Genomic DNA, 22,498 nt, shown 5'->3' with positions numbered 1-22,498 from the left:
GAGTCGAGCGATGGCTGTGGATCAACTCCCGGGCAGGGTACGGGAGTTCGCGAGCTACCTGAACGGACTGCTGTCGCGCCTCGATCAGGGCGCCGGCTGGTGCGCGGTGTTCTGGCAACGCGATCCCGACGGCATGCGGGCCTGCCTCGACGGGCGCGAGGTGCCGCCCTGGGACGTGGTGGAGGCGGTGCTCCAGGACCTCGCCGCCGAGTACGGGACCGCGGTCGCCGCGCAGCAGGCGGAACGGGTCCGGCCCCTGCACGCCGCGGCCCTCGCCGCCCACGACGCCCGGCCCGGTGGCCGCGACGCCCTCGGGGACCGGCTCGACGTGATGCTCCGCGAACAGCGTTACGCCGCCGAACGGCTGGCCGAGCTGGGGCGCAGGCTCCCGTCCGCGGCCACCCACGAGCAGGCCGAGGCCATCCGTCTCGACCTCGCCTGGGCCCACGACGACCATGAACGGGCCACCGCACGGTGCGCCGAACTGCGCTACCGGATGGCGGAGTCGGACCGGCTCCCGTCGGCGGGCGCGGCCTCCGGGCCCGCCGCCCCGCACGCCGCCGCCGCGGACCCCGCCCACGCGACGGCTGCCGGGTACGGCACCCCTGCCGGGCGCGAGGCTCCTGCCGGGTACGGCGCCCCTGCCGGGCGCGAGGCTCCTGCCGGGTACGGCGCCCCTGCCGGGCGCGAGGCTCCTGCCGGGTACGGCACCCCTGCCGGGCGCGAGGCTCCTGCCGGGTACGGCGCCCCTGCCGGGCGCGAGGCTCGTGACGGCTACGACACTCCTGACGGGTACGACGCCCCTGACGGGTACGGCGCCGCCGGGGCCATGGCCGGGGCGCCGGTCGACGCGCATGAGGTCGCGGCCGAGGCGTCCGGGGCCGAAGCGCCCGACTCCCGGCCGGCTCCCGACCAGGACACCCCCGTCCCCGACCCGGCCGTCGTCCCCAAACAGCGCAAGCGCCGCCGCGGCAGCGCCCGTTTCGCCGGTATGGCCGAGAAGGAGAACGCCGTCTCCCTCGCCGTACCGCCCGCCGCCGAACCGGTGGCGCCCGCGCCCGCCCCGACCGGGCGCCGCACCCCGCGCGGCGCCCGCTTCGCCGGCGCCGCCACCGAGAAGGCCGAGCGGTCCGAGCCGCGGCGCGAGCCGCTGGACACGGCGGCCCGGCGGGAGACCGTCGAGACGGTCGAACGGCTGGTGCGCCTGCGCGGCGAAGGCCGCAGCGGCGAGGCGCACGCCCTGCTCGTCGAACTCGCCTACTGGCCGGCCGCCCGTATCCCGCTGCTCGCGGCCGAACTCCAGCGCGCCGGGCTCACCGCCGACTGGACCACCCTGCTCTGGGAGGCCGCCTCCCTCCCCGCCGACCGGCTCGTCGCGGCGGCCGACGCGCTGGTCGCGGTGGGGCGCACGGCGGACGGCGAGCAGATCCTGCGCCAGGGCGTCGCCCGCCCGGCCGCCGAGATCGGGCAGGCCGTCCTCGGCCTGGTCGAGGAGGGCCGGCGACGCGAGGTCGGCGCGCTGCTCGACGCCTATGTCCGGGTCCGCACCCCCGAGGAGGCCGCCCGCAGCGTCGCCCCGGCCCCGGGGACCCTCGTCCCCCTCGTGCTGGAGGCCGCCCGGACGGTCTCGGAGGAACGCCACTGGGACCTGGTGCACGCCCTCAGGGTCGCCGGCTTCACCGCCTGACCCGCGCCACGCCCTTACGCCGTACGCCCGGCGACTCACCCACCGGAGTGTGAAACGCGATCGACTCGGCGGGTTAACGACGATGGTCTTGGCAAGCCCGTCCCGGAGGCTTACGTTCGTCCCTCTACGACCTTCGTCTACGGGCGTAGAGGCTCTGACGTCCCGTCGAAGGAGCAGCTCATGGCCAACGTCGTACGTGCCGCACTGGTCCAGGCCACCTGGACCGGCGACACCGAGTCCATGGTGGCGAAACACGAGGAGCACGCCCGCGAGGCGGCCCGCCGGGGCGCGAAGATCATCGGGTTCCAGGAGGTCTTCAACGCTCCCTACTTCTGTCAGGTCCAGGAGCCGGAGCACTACCGCTGGGCCGAACCGGTCCCCGACGGGCCGACCGTGCGTCGTATGCAGGAACTCGCGCGCGAGACGGGCATGGTCGTCGTCGTGCCGGTCTTCGAGGTCGAGCAGTCCGGTTTCTACTACAACACCGCCGCCGTCATCGACGCCGACGGCTCGTACCTCGGAAAGTACCGGAAACACCACATCCCGCAGGTAAAGGGTTTCTGGGAGAAGTACTACTTCAAGCCCGGCAACATCGGCTGGCCCGTCTTCGACACGGCCGTCGGCAAGGTGGGCGTCTACATCTGCTACGACCGGCACTTCCCGGAGGGCTGGCGGCAACTCGGTCTCAACGGCGCCCAGCTGGTCTACAACCCGTCCGCGACCCACCGCGGCCTCTCCGCCCACCTCTGGCAGCTGGAGCAGCCGGCGGCCGCCGTCGCCAACGAGTACTTCGTCGCCGCGATCAACCGGGTCGGCGTCGAGGAGTACGGGGACAACGACTTCTACGGGACCTCGTACTTCGTCGACCCGCGCGGGAAGTTCGTCGGCGAGGTCGCGAGCGACAAGGACGAGGAACTCGTGGTCCGCGACCTCGACTTCGACCTGGTCGAGGAGGTCCGGCAGCAGTGGGCCTTCTACCGCGACCGCCGTCCCGACGCCTACGGCGGGCTGGTGCAGCCGTGAGCGACCTCCACGCCCGTCACCGCAAGGTCCTGCCGGACTGGCTCGCCCTCTACTACGAGGACCCGCTGGAGATCACCCACGGCGAGGGCCGGCACGTCTGGGACGCCGAGGGCAACAAGTACCTCGACTTCTTCGGCGGCATCCTCACCACCATGACCGCGCACGCACTGCCCGAGGTCACCAAGGCGGTGAGCGAGCAGGCCGGGCGGATCAACCACTCCTCGACGCTCTACCTCAACCGGCCCATGGTCGACCTCGCCGAGCGCATCGCCCACATCAGCGGCATCCCCGACGCCCGCGTCTTCTTCACCACCTCGGGCACCGAGGCCAACGACACGGCGCTGCTGCTCGCCACCACCCACCGGCGCAGCAACACCGTCCTCGCGATGCGCAACAGTTACCACGGCCGGTCCTTCAGCGCGGTCGGCATCACCGGCAACCGCGGCTGGTCACCGACCTCGCTGTCCCCGCTCCAGACGCTCTACGTGCACGGCGGGGTACGCGGACGCGGCCCGTTCGCCGCTCTCTCCGACGCCGGGTTCATCGAGGCCTGCGTCGCGGACCTGAAGGACCTGCTCGGTCACACCCGCCCGCCCGCGGCCCTGATCGCCGAGCCCATCCAGGGGGTCGGCGGGTTCACCTCGCCGCCGGACGGACTGTATGCGGCATTCCGCGAAGTGCTGAACGCATACGGGATCCTGTGGATCGCCGACGAGGTGCAGACCGGCTGGGGCCGCACCGGCGAGCACTTCTGGGGCTGGCAGGCGCACGGCCGCAGCGGACCGCCGGACATCGTCACGTTCGCCAAGGGCATCGGCAACGGCATGTCCATCGGCGGTGTCATCGCCCGCTCCGAGATCATGAACTGCCTGGACGCCAACAGCATCTCCACCTTCGGCGGCACCCAGGTCACCATGGCGGCCGGCCTCGCCAACCTTTCCTACCTGCTGGAACACGACCTCCAGGGCAACGCCCGGCGGGTCGGCGGCCTGCTCATCGAGCGGCTGCGGGCCGTCGCCGCACAGGACCCCGGGGTGCGGGAGGTGCGCGGGCGCGGGCTGATGATCGGCGTCGAGCTGACGAAGCCCGGCACCGACCTGGCGGACCCGGACCGGGCGGCCGCCGTGCTGGAGGCGGCCCGCGCCGGCGGGCTGCTGATCGGCAAGGGCGGCGGCCACGACACCAGCGTCCTGCGGATCGCCCCGCCGCTGTCCCTCACCGTCGCGGAGGCAGAGGAGGGCGCCGCGATCCTCGAAGGCGCGCTGAGGAGCACGCAGTAGCGCAGGCCTGAGCAAGGGAACACAACGCCATGACCATCACCCTGGAGCCCTGGGGGCCCGTAGAGCCCCTGGAACCCGCCCTGTCGGTCCGTCAGGTCCTGTCCCTGGAAAGGGTGCTGGCCGGGGAACCCGAGGTGGTGGCCGGCGCGGGCCAGCTCGACCGGCCGGTGCGCTGGGTGCACGTCGCCGAGGCCGCGGACGTCGGCGTGATGCTCAGCGGCGGGGAGATGGTCCTCACCACCGGAGTGCTGCTCGCCGGCGACGAGAACGCGCAGACCGAGTACATCCAGTCCCTCCACCGCGCGGAGGCCGCCGCCGTGGTGCTGGGACTGGGACGGGCGTTCCCCGCCCCGCCGGACGTGATGCGGCGCGCCGCCGAGCGGTGCGGACTGCCGATGATCGTGCTCCACCGGCCCTTCCCCTTCGCCGAGTTGACGGAGGTGGTCCAGTCCCGGCTGGTCCAGCGGAAGTTCGCCGCCGTCAGCCTGTCGGAGGCCGTACGGACCGCCCTCACCTCTCTGATCACCGCGGGCGCCCCGCTTCAGCTGCTGCTCGACGAGGTCGCCCAGCACGCCGCCTGTCCCGTGGTGGTCACCAACCTCGCCCACCGGGTGCTGGCGACGGCGGGGGAGCGGTCGGCGGTCGACGACGTGCTGCGGGACTGGGAGCGCATCGCCCGCCAGGCCGGCGGCAGCGAGGGTGACGGCTGGATCCGCGCCGAGCTGGGCGGACGCGGCGAGCGGTGGGGGCAGATCATGCTCTGCGGCCACCGCGGCGACACCGCCGGCGGACGGCTCCTCGCCGACCGGGCCGCCGAGGCCCTCGTCCTGCACCGCATGCTCGGCGGCGCCTCCGCCCACACCTGGGAGGAGCAGTCCGCGCAGAGCCTGCTCACCGACCTGGTCTCCGGTGTCGTACCGGCCAGGCAACTGCTGCCCCGGGCCCGGGCGGCCGGACTCCCCGTCAACCGGCGCACCTTCGTCCCCCTGGTCGTCCGTGACGGCGACCCTGCCCAACTGGAGCGCATGCTGCGCCTGTTGGGCATGCCAGGGCTGGTCGCCGAGCTCGCCGACGGGGCCACCGCCGTGCTGCTCAGCCTCGCCCGCGACCAGGACGCCCAGGCGCTCACCGCGCACTTCGCCGCCCGGCTGCGGACCGAGTCCGGGGAGAGCCGCACGGTCGTCGCGGCGGCCGCCGCGCGCATCGTCTGGGACGACGTGTCCGCCGGGCTGCGCGAGGCCCAGCATGTCGCGGACGCCGTGGCCGACTCCTCGGCCGCCCTCGACCTGCCGGCCGTCGTCCGCCTCAAGGACGTCCATCTGCGCGGCCTGGTACGGCTCCTGCGGGACGACCCGCGGGTGCAGTCCTTCGCCGAGCGGGAACTGGACGGGCTGCTGTGCGCGGCCGGGGACGACCTGCTCGCCGTGCTGCGGACGTATCTGGCCACCGGCCGCAACAAGTCCCGCACCGCCCAGCTCCACCACGTCTCCCGGCCCGCGCTGTACCGCCGGCTGGAGGCGATAGAGGGGCGGCTGGGAGTGGACCTCGACGACTTCGAACAGGCCGCCTCGGTGCACATCGCGCTTCTCGCGCACGACGCGCAACAGGGCTGACCGAAGACGATCGGCAACAGCCAGGAAACATGGAACGACCAGGGAAAACGGTGGTGAAACATGGGTCCGGAAAGACGTGACACGGTGGCACGCCGGACGCCCGCAGGCGTGACACCGTGCAACTCAAAGCAGGCTCGCCGGCTTCCTAGGCTCCTCGTACACCGAGCGACCGGAGGTCCCGATGAGCAGAGTGATCCGTGCCGCCGTCTTCCAGACGGCCTGGACCGGCGACAAGGAATCGATGATCCAGGTCCACGAGCAGGCGGTCCGCGACGCGGCCGCGCAGGGTGCTCAGGTCCTGTGTTTCCAGGAGCTGTTCTACGGACCGTACTTCTGCCAGGTCCAGGACCCGCAGTTCTACGAGTACGCCGAGCAGATCCCCGACGGCCCGATCGTCAAGCGTTTCCAGGCGCTCGCCAAGGAACACGGCATCGTCCTGGTACTGCCGATGTACGAGGAGGAGCAGCCGGGCGTCCTCTACAACACCGCCGCCGTGATCGACGCGGACGGCTCGTACCTCGGCAAGTACCGCAAGCATCACATTCCGCAGGTAAAGGGTTTCTGGGAGAAGTTCTACTTCCGTCCCGGGAACGTGGGCTGGCCCGTCTTCGAGACGGCCGTCGGCAAGGTGGGCGTCTACATCTGCTACGACCGTCACTTCCCGGAGGGCTGGCGCGCGCTGGGGCTGGAGGGCGCCGAGATCGTCTTCAACCCGTCGGCGACCTCGCGTGGTCTGTCCGCGTACCTGTGGCAGCTGGAGCAGCCGGCCGCGGCCGTCGCCAACGAGTACTTCGTCGGCGCGATCAACCGGGTCGGTGTCGAGGAACTCGGCGACAACGACTTCTACGGGACCTCGTACTTCGTGGACCCGGAGGCCCAGTTCGTCGGCGAGGTGGCGAGCGACAAGGAGAGCGAACTCGTCGTCCGCGACCTCGACATGGCCAAGCTGCGCGAGGTCCGCGACCGCTGGCAGTTCTACCGGGACCGTCGCCCGGAGGCCTACGGCCCGCTGACCGCACCGTAAGACCCGAGGCCCCCGCGTCCCTCTCCGGGGCGCGGGGCGGCGTCCGTGTGCGGCTCCGCCGCGGGGCGCGACCGGCCTCGAACGACCCGCACCTCACGACCACAACCCAGCGGAGCGTCCACGCATGAGCACCCGTACCGTCATCCGCGGCGGCCTCGTCGTCACCGCGTCCGACGAGATCCACGCCGACGTCCTGATCGAGGACGGCCGCATCGCCGCCCTCGCCGCCTCCGGTACCACGGCCGCCGAGGCCTGGACCGCCGAGAGGGTCATCGACGCCACCGGGAAGTACGTGATCCCGGGCGGGGTCGACGTCCACACCCACATGGAGCTGCCGTTCGGCGGCACCTTCGCCTCCGACACCTTCGAGACCGGCACCCGGGCGGCCGCCTGGGGCGGCACCACGACCATCGTCGACTTCGCCGTGCAGAGCGTCGGACGCAGCCTGCGCGACGGGCTGGACGCCTGGCACGCCAAGGCCGAGGGCAACTGCGCCATCGACTACGGCTTCCACATGATCGTCTCCGACGTGAACCAGGACACGCTGAAGGAGATGGACCTGCTGGTGGAGGAGGGCGTCACCTCCTTCAAGCAGTTCATGGCCTACCCCGGCGTCTTCTACAGCGACGACGGTCAGATCCTGCGCGCCATGCAGCGCTCCGCCGAGAACGGCGGACTGATCATGATGCACGCGGAGAACGGCATCGCCATCGACGTCCTGGTCGAGCAGGCGCTGGCCCGCGGAGAGACGGATCCGAGATACCACGGCGAGGTCCGCAAGGCCCTCCTCGAGGCCGAGGCGACCCACCGCGCCATCAAGCTCGCGCAGGTCGCGGGTGCTCCGCTGTACGTGGTGCACGTCTCGGCGATGGAAGCGGTTGCGGAACTGGCCCGGGCCCGCGACGAGGGACTCAACGTCTTCGGCGAGACCTGTCCGCAGTATCTGTTCCTGTCGACGGACAACCTCGCGGAACCCGACTTCGAGGGCTCCAAGTACGTGTGCTCGACGCCGCTGCGGCCCAAGGAGCACCAGGCCAAGCTCTGGCAGGGCCTGCGGACCAACGACCTCCAGGTCGTCTCCACCGACCACTGCCCCTTCTGCTTCGTGGGCCAGAAGGAGCTCGGCCGGGGCGACTTCTCGAAGATCCCCAACGGTCTGCCCGGGGTCGAGAACCGGATGGACCTGCTGCACCAGGCCGTCGTCGACGGGCACATCAGCCGCCGCCGCTGGATCGAGATCGCCTGCGCCACCCCGGCCCGCATGTTCGGCATGTACCCGAAGAAGGGCACCATCGCCCCGGGCGCCGACGCCGACGTCGTGATCTACGACCCGCACGCCGAGCAGATCATCTCCGCGGACACGCACCACATGAACGTCGACTACTCGGCGTACGAGGGCAAGCGGCTCACCGGCCGTGTCGAGACGGTCCTGTCGCGGGGCGAACTCGTCATCACCGAGCGGGAGTACACCGGACACGCCGGTCACGGCGTCTACACCCCGCGCTCCACCTGTCAGTACCTCAACTAGGAGCAGCGCACATGGACTTCGGACTCGTCCTGCAGACCGACCCGCCGGCCTCGAAGGTCGTCGAGCTGATGAAGCGCGCCGAGGGCAACGGCTTCACGTACGGCTGGACCTTCGACTCCGCCGTGCTCTGGCAGGAACCGTTTGTGATCTACAGCCAGATCCTGGCGAACACCAGCAGGCTGACGGTGGGCCCGATGGTGACCAACCCGGGCACCCGCACCTGGGAGGTCACCGCCTCCACCTTCGCCACCCTCAACGACATGTTCGGCAACCGCACCGTGTGCGGCATCGGCCGCGGCGACTCCGCGATGCGCGTCGCGGGCCGTGCCCCGAACACCCTCGCCCGGATCAGTGCGGCCATGAAGGTCATCAGGGCGCTCGGCTCGGGCCAGGAGGCGGACCTCGGCGGCACGGTCGTCAGGTTCCCGTGGATCAAGGAGGACGCCCAACTCCCCGTCTGGATGGCCGCGTACGGCCCCAAGGCGCTGAAGATGACCGGCGAGGAGGCCGACGGCTTCATCCTCCAGCTCGCCGACCTCTACCTCACCGAGTACATGGTGAAGGCCGTCAAGGACGCCGCCGTCGCCGCAGGCCGTGACCCCGCCGAGGTGAAGATCTGCGTCGCCGCCCCGGCGTACGTCACCGAGGACGACTCGCCCGAGGCGCTCGCCCACGCGCGTGAGCAGTGCCGCTGGTTCGGCGGGATGGTCGGCAACCACGTCGCCGACCTCGTGTCCAAGTACGGCGAGCACTCCGCCGCCGTACCGGACGAACTCACCGACTACATCAAGTCCCGTGAGGGGTACGACTACTCGCACCACGGACGGGCCGACAATCCCGACACCGCGTTCGTGCCCGACGAGATCGTCGACCGCTTCTGCATCGTCGGACCGGTCGAGAAGCACATCGAGAAGCTCGAGGCGCTCCGCGCGCTGGGAGTCGACCAGTTCGCCGTCTACGACATGCACGACGCCCAGGAGGCCACCATCGACGCCTACGGGGCGAGGGTGATCCCGGCCGTCAACGGCTGACCGCGCACCGACCGCCGTACGGTGCACCGCCCGTCGCGAGGCGCACGGAGCGCCGTACGGCGTCGCACAACCGAAAACCCCAGAGACCGCTCAACTCCCCGTCCCCCCACTCCAGTTCTCCCCTCCTCCGACGTCCCGGGGGAGGGGGCCGGAGCCCGCACGGCCTTTCCGGATCCGCCCCTCGTTTGATTGGCCTGCCCATGACCGACACCGCTCCCACGGCCATACCGCCGACTTCTCAAGTCACCCTCGCCGACGGCCGGGTGGAGATCGCCCCTGGTTCGCCGCAGCTCAGCGGCCCCTACGCCAACGAGGACCTGCTTCCGGTTCCGGTGGAGAAGCGCACCTGGACCACGTACAACTTCTCCGCGCTGTGGGTCGGCATGGCCCACAACACGGCGTCGTGGACGCTCGCCTCCGGTCTGATCGCCGTCGGCATGGACTGGAAGCAGGCGGTGCTCACCATCGCCCTGGCCAACGTCATCGTGCTGGTGCCGATGCTGCTCACCGGGCACGCGGGGCCGAAGTACGGGATCCCGTTCCCGGTCTTCGCCCGTGCCTCCTTCGGTATCCGCGGCGCCAACCTGCCCGCCGTCGTACGGGCGTTGGTGGCGTGCGGCTGGTTCGGCATCCAGACCTGGATCGGCGGTGAGGCGATCTACTTCCTCGCCGGGAAGCTGATCGGCAACGGCTGGAGCGACGCCGGTGAGATCGGTGGCTACGCCTGGACGATGTGGCTGTCGTTCGCGATCTTCTGGGCGATCCAGGTCGCGATCATCTACCGGGGCATGGAGACGATCCGGCGCTTCGAGAACTGGGCCGCGCCCTTCGTCCTGGTCGGCGCGCTGGTGATGCTGATCTGGATGAGCAACAAGGCAGGCGGTTTCGGCCCGTTGCTCGACCAGCCGTCCAAGCTCGGCTGGGGCGGCGACTTCTGGAAGCTGTTCTGGCCGTCCCTGATGGGCATGATCGGTTTCTGGTCGACGCTGTCGCTGAACATCCCGGACTTCACGCGGTACGGAAAGTCGCAGAAAGCGCAGACCTGGGGTCAGGCGCTCGGCCTGCCGACCACCATGACGCTGTTCGCGCTGCTGTCGGTGATGGTGACCTCCGGTTCGCAGGCGGTGTACGGCGAGACGATCTGGGATCCGGTACAGCTCGCCGCCAAGACCGACAACGTCTTCGGCCTGCTGTTCGCGCTGGTGACCGTGCTGGTGGCGACCCTGTCCGTGAACGTCGCGGCCAACCTGGTCTCGCCGGCCTTCGACTTCTCCAACATCGCGCCCCGGAAGATCAGTTTCCGTACCGGCGCCCTCGCCACCTGTGTCCTCGGGGTGCTGATCTTCCCGTGGAAGCTGTACTCCGACCCGCAGGGCTACATCTTCACCTGGCTCGGACTGGTCGGCGGTCTGCTGGGCACGGTCGCAGGCATCCTCATCGCCGACTACTGGATCCTGCGCCGCGGGAAGCTCGACCTGGCCGATCTGTACCGCACGGGCGGCCGTTACTGGTACGACGGCGGCTGGAACTGGCGGGCGGTGGTGGCCTTCGTGACCGGCGGAGTGCTCGCCGTCGGCGGCGCCAGCTTCAAGCCGCTGGTCGACGGGCGGCCGATCCCGGCGCTCGAATCCCTCGCCGACTACGGCTGGGCGGTCGGGCTCGGCACCTCGATGGTGCTGTACGTGGCCCTGATGCTGCTGCTGCCCGCACGGCAGGAAGAACACGCGGACGCCGTCTGACGTGTGGTGCGAGAACGGCCGGAAGAGCGACTGTGCTCTTCCGGCCGTGGCGTGTCCCGTCCGTGCGGTGCGCGGCGGGAGCGCTCAGCTCTTCCGGCCGTTCGACAGGGCGGCCACCACTTCCTTCGCGGCCTTGATCGCCCCCTTGTTGATCTCGTCGGTGCTCGGCGCCTTCTTCGTCTCGAAGTCGCTGCCGTTGTAGTTGACGACCACCAGCGCGTTGGACACCCGGGCGATGACGACGCCCTCACGGGTCTGCTGCTTGTCCTCGGTCGTGAGGTTCACCACCGAATAGGCCTCGTTGCCGAGCCCCGGGACCGCGCCGCCGCCGCTCTTCTCGCCGGTCCGCTCCTTGTACGAGGTCTGTGCCGCCTCGTCCGACTCCGTGATCTCGAAGGAGACGTCGAGCCACCGGTAGTCGTATCCCTTGAGCGCGTTCCAGGAGCAGGTCCGGCGCAGATCGGTGTCCGTGGAGGGGATCTCCTTGCCCGCCGTCTTGGCGCCCGGCACGAGTGCGGTGACCGTCTTCGCGGCGATGCTCGTGCACGGGGCGGGTGCGGCGGCGTACGTCTTGGCCACGGCCGTGGAGGAGGGGCCGGACGCCTTCTCGGACTGGGTCTTCTGCGTGTCCTTGGCCGCGGTGTCCTGCTTTTCGGTGAGCGGGCCGGACGACATCGCCCAGCCCGCACAGGCGAGCACGACCACGGGGGTCAGGCGCGCGGTGAGGGCGAGCGGCAGTGGGAGTGAGCGCACGGCGCACTTTCGTGGGGGACGGTGCGGACGAAGTCCGCGGTGCGGACAGTGGACGCCAGTGTCACACGACTCCCTGTGGGGCGGAAGTGTGAACTCGCTCCGTGGCTGCGCGGTGACGAAGGGGCCCTGCCCAACCGGGACATCAGGGCCCTTCATGAGACATCTTCACGAGACGCCTTCGCGCGACGTCCGCATGCGACAGCCGCACGGGGCGCCTTCTTGCGGCCTTCTCGTACGACCTCGTACGACCTCCTTGTGCGGATTCCTCCCGCGGCCACTCCATGCGGCTTCTCCATGGGGCCTCTTCACGCGGCCTCTTCACGCGACCTCTCCACGGGGCCTCTTCATGAGGCGTGGGACGGGTGCGGTTGCCCGGCGGGTGGGTACGTACGATCCCGGGAACGGCCGCAGCGCAGTGAGGAGCCCCCGTGTTCACCACCCGCCCCACCCTCCAGGGCACCTTCGGCATGGTGGTCCCGGGGGCGGGTCGCTGACCTGGGCTTTTGTTGCCCGATGAGTACCTGACCTGCAGTGATGCTTCTTTCAGCGTCTTTCGGTGGGGTGCCGGCTTATGCTGCCGGAACTCCCCAGAGCCTCCCCCAGCGACGAAAAACTCCCCAGCCGCTCCCCATGCGGAGCAGCGGGGGCGCCAGCGGAAGGCCACTCACAGGGGTCTCGAAGATGGCCGCGCACGCGCCGGAGTAATTCGGCCCGCGGATGTCCGGGGCGACGGGGCGGCCCCCGGCCTTCCAGTGGGTGCCGCACTTGACCGATTGGACGCGCGATGGTGGAGCGGTTCACGCCAAGCCAGCAGCTCTCCGCGGCATCCACACCACGGCGGTGAAATCTGCAGCGGCCGTCCATGCCTCAGCCCTCGAGGAGATCACCCTGGGGGAAGATACCCGGCATGTAGCCTCTGGCAGGGGACAGATCCCGCCAGTCGAGGTCCCCCTCCTCCACGGGCGCTACTCGCCAGTCGTCCTCCTCGTTCAAGCTGTGGAACGCCTCGTGCAGGAAGCCGGGGAGTACCTCGCTGTCCCGACGGCCCGGGCGGCGCCGGTCCTCAGGAACCGTCCAGTCCGCCGCGAAAAGAGTGCCGTCGATGTAGAGCGTGCGCTCCTGGCGGGGACGGTGCCGGGCGAGCAGGCCCAGGATGTCGTCGCGAAGGCCCGCGGTTTCGTTGCGTCGAGCCGCCCGTTCCACGCGCTGCAGCACCGGCGCCAAGACCCCGAGTGTCACGCCGAGCGCCGCGAAGCCGGCCACGACGTAGTCGCCCAGAACGAGTGGTTCCTGATGGGCGAAGGCGTCCAGGAACGGCGCGTAGTAGGCCAGCACATGTAGATCCGGGTCGACGGGGAGGTCTACGGCGCGAGGGGCGGTTGCGTCCGGGTCGATTGCCGTCAGACGCATGGGGCTATGGGGGGAGGAGAAGTGCACCGCGCTCGCGTATGCGATCTTCGGCGCTTTGCCCTTGATGGTCTTGACTGTCCTCTTCTGTTCCTCCATGGCTTCGCGCAGCTCATGCGTCAGCGGGCCGGAGCGGCCCTTGGCTTCCGCGACGACATAACCGCCGACGGTCCGCTCTCCGAAGAAGTCGGCCCGGCTCCGGCCGGGGGCGAAGGCGAGATTGTAGGCGGAGGCGTAGCGGGCGACGTGCATGAAGAACCGGACGGACAGCTGTCTCTCGGCGAAGATCTGGCACATGGCCTGCCCCAGGGTGTAGGACAGCATGCCCTTCTCGGAGGGGTCGAGCTCGCGGGCGAGGTCGGTACGTGTGATGCGACGGACCGGATCATCGCTCCAGCCGAGGTAGGCGGGCAGGACCGCCACCCTGTGGCACCACTCGTACGCCGATGACCTCCCGTGCTTGGTTTGGTCGTACGGGGCCCTGCCCGTGATGAACAACGCGCGCGCCAAGTCTTGCGGCAGGACTGGCAGATCCTGCTCGACGGGGACGCCGGTACTGGCCGGGAAGAGCGTGGCGTTGGTTTGCACGTGCGCGGGGCCATTGAAGAACATCGTCGCCGCTTTCCGGGTTCAGGGCCGTCATACACAGACCGTGAGGATCGTCGTACCGGCATCTCTCTATCACCCCGGTCCGCGGTCCGCCCCGGCATTAGCGGAGATGGAAGCGATCCCCGGGAAGTCTGGCTCGCCGCATGGCTCCGGCCACGCCAGGCGCCTGTGTCCGCGTGCCGCCCTGATGGCGACGGGCGGGTCGGACCGCGTCGGCCATCAGTCACCGAAGCGACCCACGACAGCCGTATGTTGCTGGAAAGTGAGCGTCGGCGTGGGCCACCACATCATCCGGATCTGTGAGCGACAAGGCGTCCCTGTCCTCGCCGACCGCGCCTATACCGGCGCCAGCCCCCCACGTCGCCGCCGGCCTCAAACGACCACCCGGGGGCGAACTCACCCGACGTTGCGCTACCGCGGTCCTCCAGCGAAGGCGGCGGTGTCCGAGTCCCGATCCGGGAACCGGAGGCCAGTTATAGGCTCCCGCCATGCCGATCTTTGAATATCGGGGCGAGGCCGCGAACTTGAAGGTGCTAGCACGGGAAATAGAGGCGGATCAGCACCTCGCCGGAAAGTGCTCTCTCGCCCTCACGCCCCTGCAGCAGAACAGGCGCGAGTCCTTACGCCACGCCCACTGGGCGGAGATCTCCATCTCCGTCGCCGCCGGACTGGCCACGAACACCCTGTATGACGCCTTGAAGGCATTGGTCGAGCGGGCGCGTGACCGGGGGCCCGTGGAGGAGGCGCCTCCTCGACCGGAAGACGACGACCAGGGTGCGGACGGCTCGGAAGGGGTGAACCGGTGACCGTCCACTCTCCACGTCTACGGAACTCGAGCGGCGCCGAGTTGAATCTGCGCAGCCAGATCCTCTTCCAGGATCAGACCCGCACGCGCACCAGCGATCTTGTGACGGCGGTCGGCTCCTGGCACAAGACCTACGTCCACGAGAGCAGCCACTGGGCGCGATATCACGGATCCACTGTCGGCATTCTTCTGAGCCTGCTGCGGCGCACGAGGGACCAGTTGGCCGCGTACACGATCTCTCACCTGCCCCGGCAAGACGTGGAGCATCTCCACGAGGACCGGAGCAGCGGACTCCCCTTTTTCTCCTTCGAGCGCTACCCCAAGCACGCCCAAGGGGAACTGAAATACAGCGAATTGGATTGGCTCAACCTCTACTTCGCCTACTACCTCCTCTTGGATCCGGAGGGTCTGACGGAGTTCGACACCGCCACCTGGGACATGCGGGCGGCAATGGAGCACTCCCTCGAAGACATGTGGCGCCAGGGTGCGGGCATGGAGATGGTCGAGTGTCCCGATGACGTACGCGTCGGCATCGACGGGCCCCTAAAGCTCGTGCACACCTCCGAGGGCCCGCTCACCACTCGTGTCCTCTTCGAGTGCGCGGCGGTGCTCGACGAACTCTTCCAGTTCGAGGGCGCCTTCATACGGAAAGCTGATCCGGCGCTGCGCGAGTTCTTGCTCGAGGTGCTGAACGGCGAGTACGGGATGCCGTGTCGCCTGGCAGGTGCTCTCGCAGGGCGTACGCTCGGCGGAAGTACCGTCCTGGCCCTCATCGACTTCGCACTGAACCCTGTGGTGCCGGGCTTGAACGCCGACGATCCGTCCGTCGACTGGAAAGAGCTCTACCCTCCCTACCGCTTCGTGACGGCAGCCAAGGCGATGACAGGCTGGGAGACGGACCTGGAGTTTCAGTATCCGAGCCACGAGGCGACGGTCCACTTCCAGCACATGCTGGCCAAGCGCAGTGGGCTCCGGATGGGAAGCGTGGCTTCCCGTCTGTCCGACCTCTCGACCCTCCGGGAAGCCGCCACGGCCCCCATGCACCTGTCCGCGCGTACGCCTGCCGTGTCCCTCATGTGCGCTTCACGTCTGCTTGCCCTGCGGGAAAGAGACGTCTGTTCGATCTCGCACTACGGCGTCAATTTCCTGGGCGAGAGAGCGACCAGGTTCATCAAGCCCGACCGGGACATGCAGTGGCTGTTCCCGGTGTTCCAGGTGAGTCAGGGTGAGTACCGGTGGCCGGCGGAGCACGTGGGCCTCGATGAGGCGACGGACCTACTGATAGGTGCCGCCGTGGCGTCGGCGTACGACGACATCCTGCACGGCGTCGGCCCTCTCGCTGACGACCACCTTCCCCGCAGCCTCTTCGACGTCGTCGGACAGGTCGAAGCGCTGAACCAGGTCCTCAAGGATTCGACGGGACTGGACATGGGCTGGCATCGGACCTGATGCGGACCCATTCACAGCTCCTGGCGTAACGCCTTCGCTGAGCACCGGTCACGCTGTGCGCCTCGTGCATGGCCATCCCTCACCCGGTCCGTCGGCCTATGAGGTGGTGGCCGCATGGGTGCCGTATCTCGAACATTCGGGAGTGAATTCAGATCGATAGGCGACCGAAACTGAATCAAATGTGACCGCTGTGCATTTAGAGAATTATGGTGACAAGATGCGGCCCCAGATCCTGAGGGGGTGACGGCATCTCATGGGGCTTGTGGCTTCCTTTGCTGTGTGTTCCCGCCGGAGATCCCAGGGTGTGTACGAGCGCAGCAAGGAGCCGCGATGACCCAGCCCAGTGATCCGCGTGCCATCCCAGGCCCGCGAGACGGCTCCGCCGAACCACACGGGACCGTAGTCCCGGTGCCGCCCCGGCTCACCAAGGCGGCCATCCGCAACTTCCGGCTGCTCCGCAGAACCGAGCTTTCCTTCACGGACAAGGTGACACTGTGCGTCGGCCGCAACAACACGGGAAAGACCTCGCTGGCGAAACTGTTCGAATTCTTCGTGGCGAGGAAGAAGGCCGCGCTGCGCATCGAGGACTTCTCCGCCGACTGCTACGAGGAGTTCCTCGCCGCCCATCGCCTCTTCGCCTCGGGTGAAGCGGAGCAGGCGCGCGACACGGTTCCGGCAGTCACCCTCACCCTCCACATCTCCTACGACAATGACTGCGGCCAGTACGGACCCCTGGCCCCCTTCGTGGTGGACCTCGACCCCGACTGCTCCGAGGTTGTGATCAGGTTCGCCTTCGCGTTGGGGGACGGTGCCCTGAAGGAGTTCTTCGGCGGCGTGCCGGTGGGGCCGGATGCCACGGCCACGCTTGAGCAGCTGGGCAGAGGCATCCCGAAGCACTTCGAGATGTCAGTGATGGCGGTCGACCCGACCGATGAGGCGAACGTCCGACCGGTCGACCTCGCGGACGTGCGCACCCTGGTGAGGGTGGACTTCGTCGAGGCGCAGCGAGGGCTGGACGACGAGAGCGACGGGCATGCCGCACCAATCGGAGCGGTCTTCGAGCAACTGCTGACCGCGGCGGAGAAGAGCCAGAACGCGACGTGGCTGGAGGAGCTCGCCGCGAACATCGACAGGACACTCGTGGACACCTCCGGCAGTCTCGACAGCAGCCTCCAGAAGGTCCGAGAACGGGTGGCGCCGACGTTGAAGGCATTCGGCTATCCGGGTCTGGCCAACCAGGAGTTCGTCACGGCCGCCCGGCTGGACTCCAAGAGGCTGCTCAGGAACTTCGCGCGCATTCACTATCCGGGAGTGGCCGGTGTGCGGTTCCCGGAGTCGTACAACGGCCTCGGTACGCGGAACTTGGTGATGATTCTGCTCAGGCTCTTCACCTGCTACCGCGACCACACGGCGACCTCTCCGGAGTCGGGGATCCATCTCGTCTTCCTGGAGGAACCGGAGGCCCATCTGCATCCGCAGATGCAGGAGGCGTTCATCCAGCGACTCACGTACTCCGTCAATCTGTTCCCCCGGATCGACGCGCAGATGAGAGCGACGATGCCCGGGCAAAAGGGAGCGGTCGAGGAGAGCAGCACCGCAATCGACAGCAGCCCCCGGTGGAACGCTCAGTTCGTGGTGACCACCCACTCGGCACACGTGGCCAACCGGGGACACTTCTCCGACATCCGGTACTTCCGGAAGGAGGAGGACACCGTGGAGAGCGGAAGCGAGCCGGGGCCGGCCCGCACCGTCATCAAGGACCTGTCCCAGGTGACCGGCGATGAGAGGTTTCTCCGCAAGTACCTGACCCTCACCCGGGCCGACCTCTACTTCGCGGACAAGGCCATCCTCGTCGAGGGCGCCAGCGAGCGTATCTTCGTCCCGGCTGCGGAGGAGAAGCTGGCGGCGAGGAGGCCCGGAGAGACGCCCCAGCACCAGTACGTGACCTTGATGGAGGTCGGCGGGGCGCATGCCCACAGGTTCTATCCGCTGCTGAAGGTCCTCGGGATCCCAGCCCTGATCATCACGGATCTTGATCCCGTCGACGACAGGGAGCCCAAGATCCGCAAATGCCTGGTGTCCGAATCCGGACGCACGTCCAACCAGTCCATCAGGGCGTGGTCCCCCGAGATGGCCGACATCACGGTGGCCGAGCTGCTGCAGCGGGCCGAGACGGACCCGCCGATCGCCGGCGGCAGCATGTGCCTCGCCTACCAGGTGCCGGAGGAGCCCGGCGGTCCGTGCGGCCGCACTTTCGAGGACGCCTTCGCGCTGGCCAACCGGGCCCTGTTCGGTATCCCCACGGGTGACGCTCCCGCCGAGGAACTGGAACAACAGGCCCGTAGCAGCGTGGAGACCAGGCGCAGCAAGGTCGACTTCGCCCTCGACCACGTCCTCGGAGACCACGACTGGCAGGTCCCGAAGTACATCAGGCGCGGCCTCGAGTGGCTCATGGCACAGGACGGGACGGCGACGAAGGCGGACGTCCAGTGACGACCGAGGCGGAAGACGTCACGCACACGATCCTGACGGCTCTCCAGACGGGCCGTCACTTCAAGGTGGAGGCCGGTGCCGGTGCGGGCAAGACCAGCTCACTGATCGAGGCGCTCCAGAGCATCCTGGCTGATCGCCCCCGCTACCTCCCGCGGCCCCACCAGCGCGTCGCCTGCGTCACCTACACCAATGTGGCCCGCGACGAGATCATCAGCCGTACCGACCGCAGCCCGTACGTGTTCGCCGAAACCATCCATGGTTTCCTGTGGCAGCTGCTCTCCCCTTTCCGCAAGCACCTGTTGCGCCACATCGTCGAACTGGACCTCATGCGGTCGAAGATGGAGGGCCACACCTCACTGGACGGCTACACCGTCGAGTACAGCACCGGCTTCCAGAAAGTGGACCACGACAGCCGTCGCGTGCAGCTGGGTCACAACGATCTGCCCGTCCTCGCGAGGGCGTTTTTCGCCCTTCCCAAGTTCCGGGCCCTGGCTGCCGACCGGTTCCCGATCGTCTTCGTGGACGAGTACCAGGACACCCCCGCCGGTCTGGCGGAGGCCATGCTGGGCACGCCGGGCGATGAGGCCACCGCGCGCGGCCCCCTCTGCGGCTTCTTCGGGGACCATTGGCAGCAGATCTACGACAACGCGTGCGGGGCACTCGAGGACGCCCGCCCGACACCGGTCTTCAGACGGCGCAATCGGCGCTCGCAGCGCGCCGTCGTGAACCTCCTGAACACGATGCGTCCCGAACTGAGGCAGACCACGGCGTCAGGAGTTGGCGAGGGCACCGTCGCCGTCTATCACACCAACGAATGGGCCGGGACGAGGCTCACCCACCACCGGAAGGGTCAGCTCGGCTGGGACGCGGCCCACGCGGCCCGGAAATGGGTACTGGACGACGTCCGCGACCGGTTATGGAGCACCGGGGCATCCAGTCACGATGCCCAGGCGCGGGCGGAGGAGCCCAGCACGAAGATCCTCATGCTCACGCACGAGACGATCGCCGGCGAACTGGGATATCAGAAGCTCCACGGGGCCTTTCGGCGCAACGATTCCTACGTGAGGAAGGAGGACCACGCCATGGCCTTCTTCATGGACACGCTGGAACCGGCCCTGCTCCACCACCGGAACAAGCGCTACGGCGCGATGTTCGACGCACTCGACCCCCGTGGCCGCCCACCCATCAACTCGTCGGCCGACAAGCAGGAATGGATGGCGTTCCTGACGAAACTGGGGGAGGCCCGCAAGACGGGCACGGTCGGCGACGTCCTCGACCTCTGTCTTGAGCAGCAGCTCTTCGACGGCCTGGGGAAGGTGCGCGAGCGTCACCGGAAGGCCGTGGCACCATCCGGCACCGACCCGCAGGCTGTGAGTGACGACAAGGCCGAAGCCCGGGCGGCGGCGCGGTCGAAGGAGTACCAACAACTGCGCCAGGTGCCGTACGCGGAGTTGCTGGCGTTGAACGAGCACCTCGGCGGCGGCACGCCCTTCGCCACACAACACGGAGTCAAGGGACTGGAGTTCAACCGGGTCCTCGCCGTGGTCAGCAAGGGACACTCCCGCTTCCAGATCCCCGAGATGCTGGCCAACTTCTCCCGGCGCGACGAACTGATGGACAAGGAACTGGACGCGTTCATCAGGGCCCGCAACCTCCTCTACGTGGCATGCTCACGGGCCAGAGAGCACCTGGCCATCCTCTTCACCACGAAACTTGAGCCCGCTGCACTCGACACCCTCCGGGAGTGGGTCGGCGAGTCGCGGATCACGTCGCTGCGGTTCGACGGGGATACGGTGGTGGGTGGTGAGTGAGGGACGAGGCAGGCCGGACGGATCCCCGGGCCAACCCCAACAAGGGATGCCCTGGGTTGCTGGTCGCCCGGATGCGATCGCCTCATGACGACCTCGGGCAGCTCCCGGCCGCCAAAGATCACGGAGGAGGTGGGCGAAAGTCGGAGCGCCCCGCAGTCGCTCAGCCGTGAGCCGGTGTACCTCGACCAGCCCCGGGCCGTATCCAGGGTTGAGCAGGGTCGAGAACTCTCCGGACCGTTCGCCTTCCGGGCTGATCGTCACCACCGCGACGGACAGCACTCGGTCCCGTCGGGGTACGAGTACTGAGGTTTCTGCATCGATCAGCGCCCAGATCGCAGGCGTAGTCACTTGCGGTGGGTATATCCAAGCCAGCAAAGACGAGACTCACCGCGTGGGTTGCCCAATCAACTCGGTGACTTACGTGGCGTCGTGTGCCCTACCGCAGCTCGACTGACGGTCAGGGACAGGACCCCTCGAACTTGACCGCCTTGAAAGTGACCGGCTGCCCGTTGAGCGATGTGCCCGCGGCCGGCTCTGCGTGCACACCTTCCAATTCGATTCGACCAGTACCCAGCGGTCGTCCGGCAGGGCATCCCTCACCGTGAGGGAGACACCGGAGTCCAGGGCCGAACGCGCGGCCTTGACCGACTCGCCGGCGAAGTTCGGCACCTTGTCGCCTTCAGCGGTCGGCGGCTTCTCGTCCTTCGCCGGGCAGTCCTCCCTGAGCTTCAACGCCCCGAAGTGGAGGTCGCTGTCGGTCGGCTTGAGTGCGCCAGCCTCCATGGTCTGACTGCATACCTTCCAGTTCCGGTCGAACGCCTGCATAGGTTCCCCGGCTAAGTGCGTCGTGGGATGTGAGCCCACGGAAACCGGCTCCCTGCGCTTTGTCCTGGGCTGACTGCAGGCCCATGCCGACGAAGTCGGAGACGGTCGCCTTCTTGGGCGCGTCGGCAGTCGGCTTGTCGTCGCTGGCCGTCTTGACGGCTTCGCTTTGTGAGGTGTCAGCGGCGGCGGTCTCTGTCACGGTGGGCTGTGGCTCGCCCTTTTTGCTGACGCTCGTTGCGTTGCTCTTCGGCGTTGCCAGCGGCCCCGACACCGACCCCGACCTAGAAGACGAGAAGCGCGGCCGGAATCGTGATGCGGACATCGAGCGGAAGGGTTCCGCCTGGTGTGCCTGGTGCTTGGGCGACTTCTCCGTGTCCGGGGTGGACGTGGACCACGTACGCCGGCCTCTCGCCATGGGCGGGACCGGACACGGACGGCAACGTGCACGTGCTGTGCCGCGACTGACACCAGCTGGAGACAGCAACGGAGTTCAGCTCTGCGGCCTAGCGGTCCTGTGGCTTCTTCCGCTTGTCGATCTCTCGTCGGCGGCGGGCACACTCCCGCTGACTACCAAGCCACAGCTCCTTTCGGTCTGCGGATTCTTGCGGCCAGACGGCCCGGACGAACATGAGGAATACGAACAGCACGACGACAACCAGCCAAGCCCACCAGGGGGCCGAGTCCGGCAGAGTGAACACGACGACAAGCCTTCCGACCTTGCAGGGGCCGGCGGGTCGGAGTTGCCCCTACGTCCCGAAGCCCCCTTCCCCTCCTCGGTGCCCGCTTGTCCGGAGGGTCATCATCGGGACGTGAGCCAAATGGCAAGACCGCTTCCTGTGACGGTGGCGAGGGCTGCCACCGCCAAACCCTTGACGGGCTGCCCCTGCAACCGTCACAGGCGAGGGGTTCGCGCCACCACCAATGCGTTGATGGCCAGTGTCCCGAGGACGGCAACAAGGAGCGTTGTAGCAAGCAACAGTTGGACTCGCTCCGTGACATTACCCATCCGCAAGTAAGCCTTACCGCAGCCGAGTTCGAAGTCACTGGCGGGGGTGGCGGCAGCGCCGCTGCGACTCGTGTTCCTGGTCATGGACGCAGGACACCGCGTCTCAGGCGGTACGTCAAATTCCGCAGCTACCGGGGCGTTCAGGCGATCGAAAATGAGTGGGTGTACCGCCACAGCTGGCTCGGCCACGCGTGTCACTGTCACCCGGCTACGGACCTTGGCGACCGTCGAACCGGCGCGGCGCCAGTGAACCCGCCGCAACCACCATCCGCTCAGCGGCGCCGATGGTGGAGCGGCGGACGGCACCAGTAGCGGCAGGTGGTGGGGCCACCGGCTTCACCCCTTGCCTGCGATGTAACCCTTCCCGAACTCGCGTCCGGCGGCCTACGCTGACGGGCCAGTGCCGCCGTGATCA

The 22,498-nt window shown here is 68.5% G+C and carries 14 protein-coding genes and 2 pseudogenes; 13 read left to right on the top strand and 3 right to left on the bottom strand.

What is annotated here, in order from left to right; translation table 11 throughout:
* Positions 1–10 precede the first annotated feature (10 nt).
* The 8 genes from QQM72_RS09420 (at position 11) to QQM72_RS09385 (ending at position 10,925) form a co-directional block, all read left to right on the top strand.
* Positions 11–1,687, top strand: a complete 1,677-nt coding sequence (locus tag QQM72_RS09420) for a hypothetical protein (protein WP_314220343.1) — start codon at positions 11–13, stop codon at positions 1,685–1,687.
* 180 nt (positions 1,688–1,867) lie between these two features.
* Positions 1,868–2,710 carry a nitrilase-related carbon-nitrogen hydrolase gene (locus tag QQM72_RS09415; RefSeq protein WP_314220342.1) on the top strand — a complete coding sequence of 281 codons (843 nt, stop codon included), beginning with the start codon at positions 1,868–1,870 and terminating at the stop codon, positions 2,708–2,710.
* Positions 2,707–3,990 carry an aspartate aminotransferase family protein gene (locus tag QQM72_RS09410; protein WP_314220341.1) on the top strand — a complete coding sequence of 428 codons (1,284 nt, stop codon included), beginning with the start codon at positions 2,707–2,709 and terminating at the stop codon, positions 3,988–3,990. Before QQM72_RS09415 ends, QQM72_RS09410 begins: the two co-directional genes overlap by 4 nt.
* Before the next feature lie 29 nt (positions 3,991–4,019).
* Complete coding sequence (locus QQM72_RS09405) at positions 4,020–5,603, top strand: PucR family transcriptional regulator (RefSeq protein ID WP_314220340.1); 1,584 nt, start codon at positions 4,020–4,022, stop codon at positions 5,601–5,603.
* Between the two features lie 181 nt (positions 5,604–5,784).
* On the top strand, positions 5,785–6,627 hold the full coding sequence (locus QQM72_RS09400) for a nitrilase-related carbon-nitrogen hydrolase (RefSeq protein WP_054243088.1): 843 nt from the start codon (positions 5,785–5,787) through the stop codon (positions 6,625–6,627).
* Positions 6,628–6,751: 124 nt separating this feature from the next.
* Positions 6,752–8,155, top strand: coding sequence for a dihydropyrimidinase (hydA, locus tag QQM72_RS09395; RefSeq protein WP_314220339.1), 1,404 nt, complete (start codon positions 6,752–6,754; stop codon positions 8,153–8,155).
* An 11-nt stretch (positions 8,156–8,166) separates the two neighbouring features.
* Positions 8,167–9,186 (top strand): TIGR03842 family LLM class F420-dependent oxidoreductase, encoded by a 1,020-nt coding sequence (locus QQM72_RS09390; protein WP_314220338.1) that lies wholly within the window; start codon positions 8,167–8,169, stop codon positions 9,184–9,186.
* A gap of 200 nt (positions 9,187–9,386) precedes the next feature.
* Positions 9,387–10,925 carry an NCS1 family nucleobase:cation symporter-1 gene (locus QQM72_RS09385; protein ID WP_314220337.1) on the top strand — a complete coding sequence of 513 codons (1,539 nt, stop codon included), beginning with the start codon at positions 9,387–9,389 and terminating at the stop codon, positions 10,923–10,925.
* Positions 10,926–11,009: 84 nt separating this feature from the next.
* Here QQM72_RS09385 and QQM72_RS09380 read toward each other — a convergent pair whose 3' ends face one another.
* Entirely contained in the window at positions 11,010–11,678 is a 669-nt protein-coding gene (locus tag QQM72_RS09380; RefSeq protein WP_314220336.1) for a hypothetical protein, read from the bottom strand.
* Positions 11,679–12,545: 867 nt separating this feature from the next.
* Positions 12,546–13,697 carry a hypothetical protein gene (locus tag QQM72_RS09375; protein ID WP_314220335.1) on the bottom strand — a complete coding sequence of 384 codons (1,152 nt, stop codon included), beginning with the start codon at positions 13,695–13,697 and terminating at the stop codon, positions 12,546–12,548.
* A 277-nt stretch (positions 13,698–13,974) separates the two neighbouring features.
* Between QQM72_RS09375 and QQM72_RS40865 the strand changes: the two are divergent.
* From QQM72_RS40865 to QQM72_RS09350, 5 genes and pseudogenes are all read left to right on the top strand, one after another.
* Positions 13,975–14,095: pseudogene (locus QQM72_RS40865) on the top strand (IS5/IS1182 family transposase); the annotation flags it as partial.
* A gap of 87 nt (positions 14,096–14,182) precedes the next feature.
* Positions 14,183–14,500 carry a hypothetical protein gene (locus tag QQM72_RS09365; RefSeq protein WP_314220334.1) on the top strand — a complete coding sequence of 106 codons (318 nt, stop codon included), beginning with the start codon at positions 14,183–14,185 and terminating at the stop codon, positions 14,498–14,500.
* Positions 14,497–15,948, top strand: a complete 1,452-nt coding sequence (locus QQM72_RS09360) for a hypothetical protein (RefSeq protein WP_314220333.1) — start codon at positions 14,497–14,499, stop codon at positions 15,946–15,948. Before QQM72_RS09365 ends, QQM72_RS09360 begins: the two co-directional genes overlap by 4 nt.
* A 330-nt stretch (positions 15,949–16,278) precedes the next feature.
* Positions 16,279–18,441 (top strand): ATP-dependent nuclease, encoded by a 2,163-nt coding sequence (locus QQM72_RS09355; RefSeq protein WP_314220332.1) that lies wholly within the window; start codon positions 16,279–16,281, stop codon positions 18,439–18,441.
* Entirely contained in the window at positions 18,438–20,252 is a 1,815-nt protein-coding gene (locus tag QQM72_RS09350; protein ID WP_314220331.1) for a UvrD-helicase domain-containing protein, read from the top strand. The genes QQM72_RS09355 and QQM72_RS09350 overlap by 4 nt, the downstream gene beginning before the upstream one ends.
* Before the next feature lie 135 nt (positions 20,253–20,387).
* On the opposite strand, the pseudogene QQM72_RS09345 reads toward QQM72_RS09350, so the two are convergent.
* Positions 20,388–20,640: pseudogene (locus QQM72_RS09345) on the bottom strand (DNA polymerase III); the annotation flags it as partial.
* Between the last annotated feature and the right edge of the window lie 1,858 nt (positions 20,641–22,498).

This window comes from Streptomyces zaehneri (assembly GCF_032248645.1).
In the GTDB taxonomy this organism is placed as follows: Bacteria; Actinomycetota; Actinomycetes; order Streptomycetales; family Streptomycetaceae; genus Streptomyces; species Streptomyces coriariae.
The sequence above is the reverse complement of the archived record's forward strand: the minus strand, read 5'-3'. Positions and strand labels throughout refer to the sequence as shown.

Coding starts and splice junctions, on each gene's coding strand:
- hydA (WP_314220339.1), top strand. CDS start 6,752: ATGAGCACCCGTACCGTCATCCGCGGCGGCCTCGTCGTCACCGCGTCC.
- QQM72_RS09365 (WP_314220334.1), top strand. CDS start 14,183: ATGCCGATCTTTGAATATCGGGGCGAGGCCGCGAACTTGAAGGTGCTA.
- QQM72_RS09405 (WP_314220340.1), top strand. CDS start 4,020: ATGACCATCACCCTGGAGCCCTGGGGGCCCGTAGAGCCCCTGGAACCC.
- QQM72_RS09415 (WP_314220342.1), top strand. CDS start 1,868: ATGGCCAACGTCGTACGTGCCGCACTGGTCCAGGCCACCTGGACCGGC.
- QQM72_RS09400 (WP_054243088.1), top strand. CDS start 5,785: ATGAGCAGAGTGATCCGTGCCGCCGTCTTCCAGACGGCCTGGACCGGC.
- QQM72_RS09420 (WP_314220343.1), top strand. CDS start 11: ATGGCTGTGGATCAACTCCCGGGCAGGGTACGGGAGTTCGCGAGCTAC.
- QQM72_RS09355 (WP_314220332.1), top strand. CDS start 16,279: ATGACCCAGCCCAGTGATCCGCGTGCCATCCCAGGCCCGCGAGACGGC.
- QQM72_RS09375 (WP_314220335.1), bottom strand. CDS start 13,697: ATGTTCTTCAATGGCCCCGCGCACGTGCAAACCAACGCCACGCTCTTC.
- QQM72_RS09385 (WP_314220337.1), top strand. CDS start 9,387: ATGACCGACACCGCTCCCACGGCCATACCGCCGACTTCTCAAGTCACC.
- QQM72_RS09390 (WP_314220338.1), top strand. CDS start 8,167: ATGGACTTCGGACTCGTCCTGCAGACCGACCCGCCGGCCTCGAAGGTC.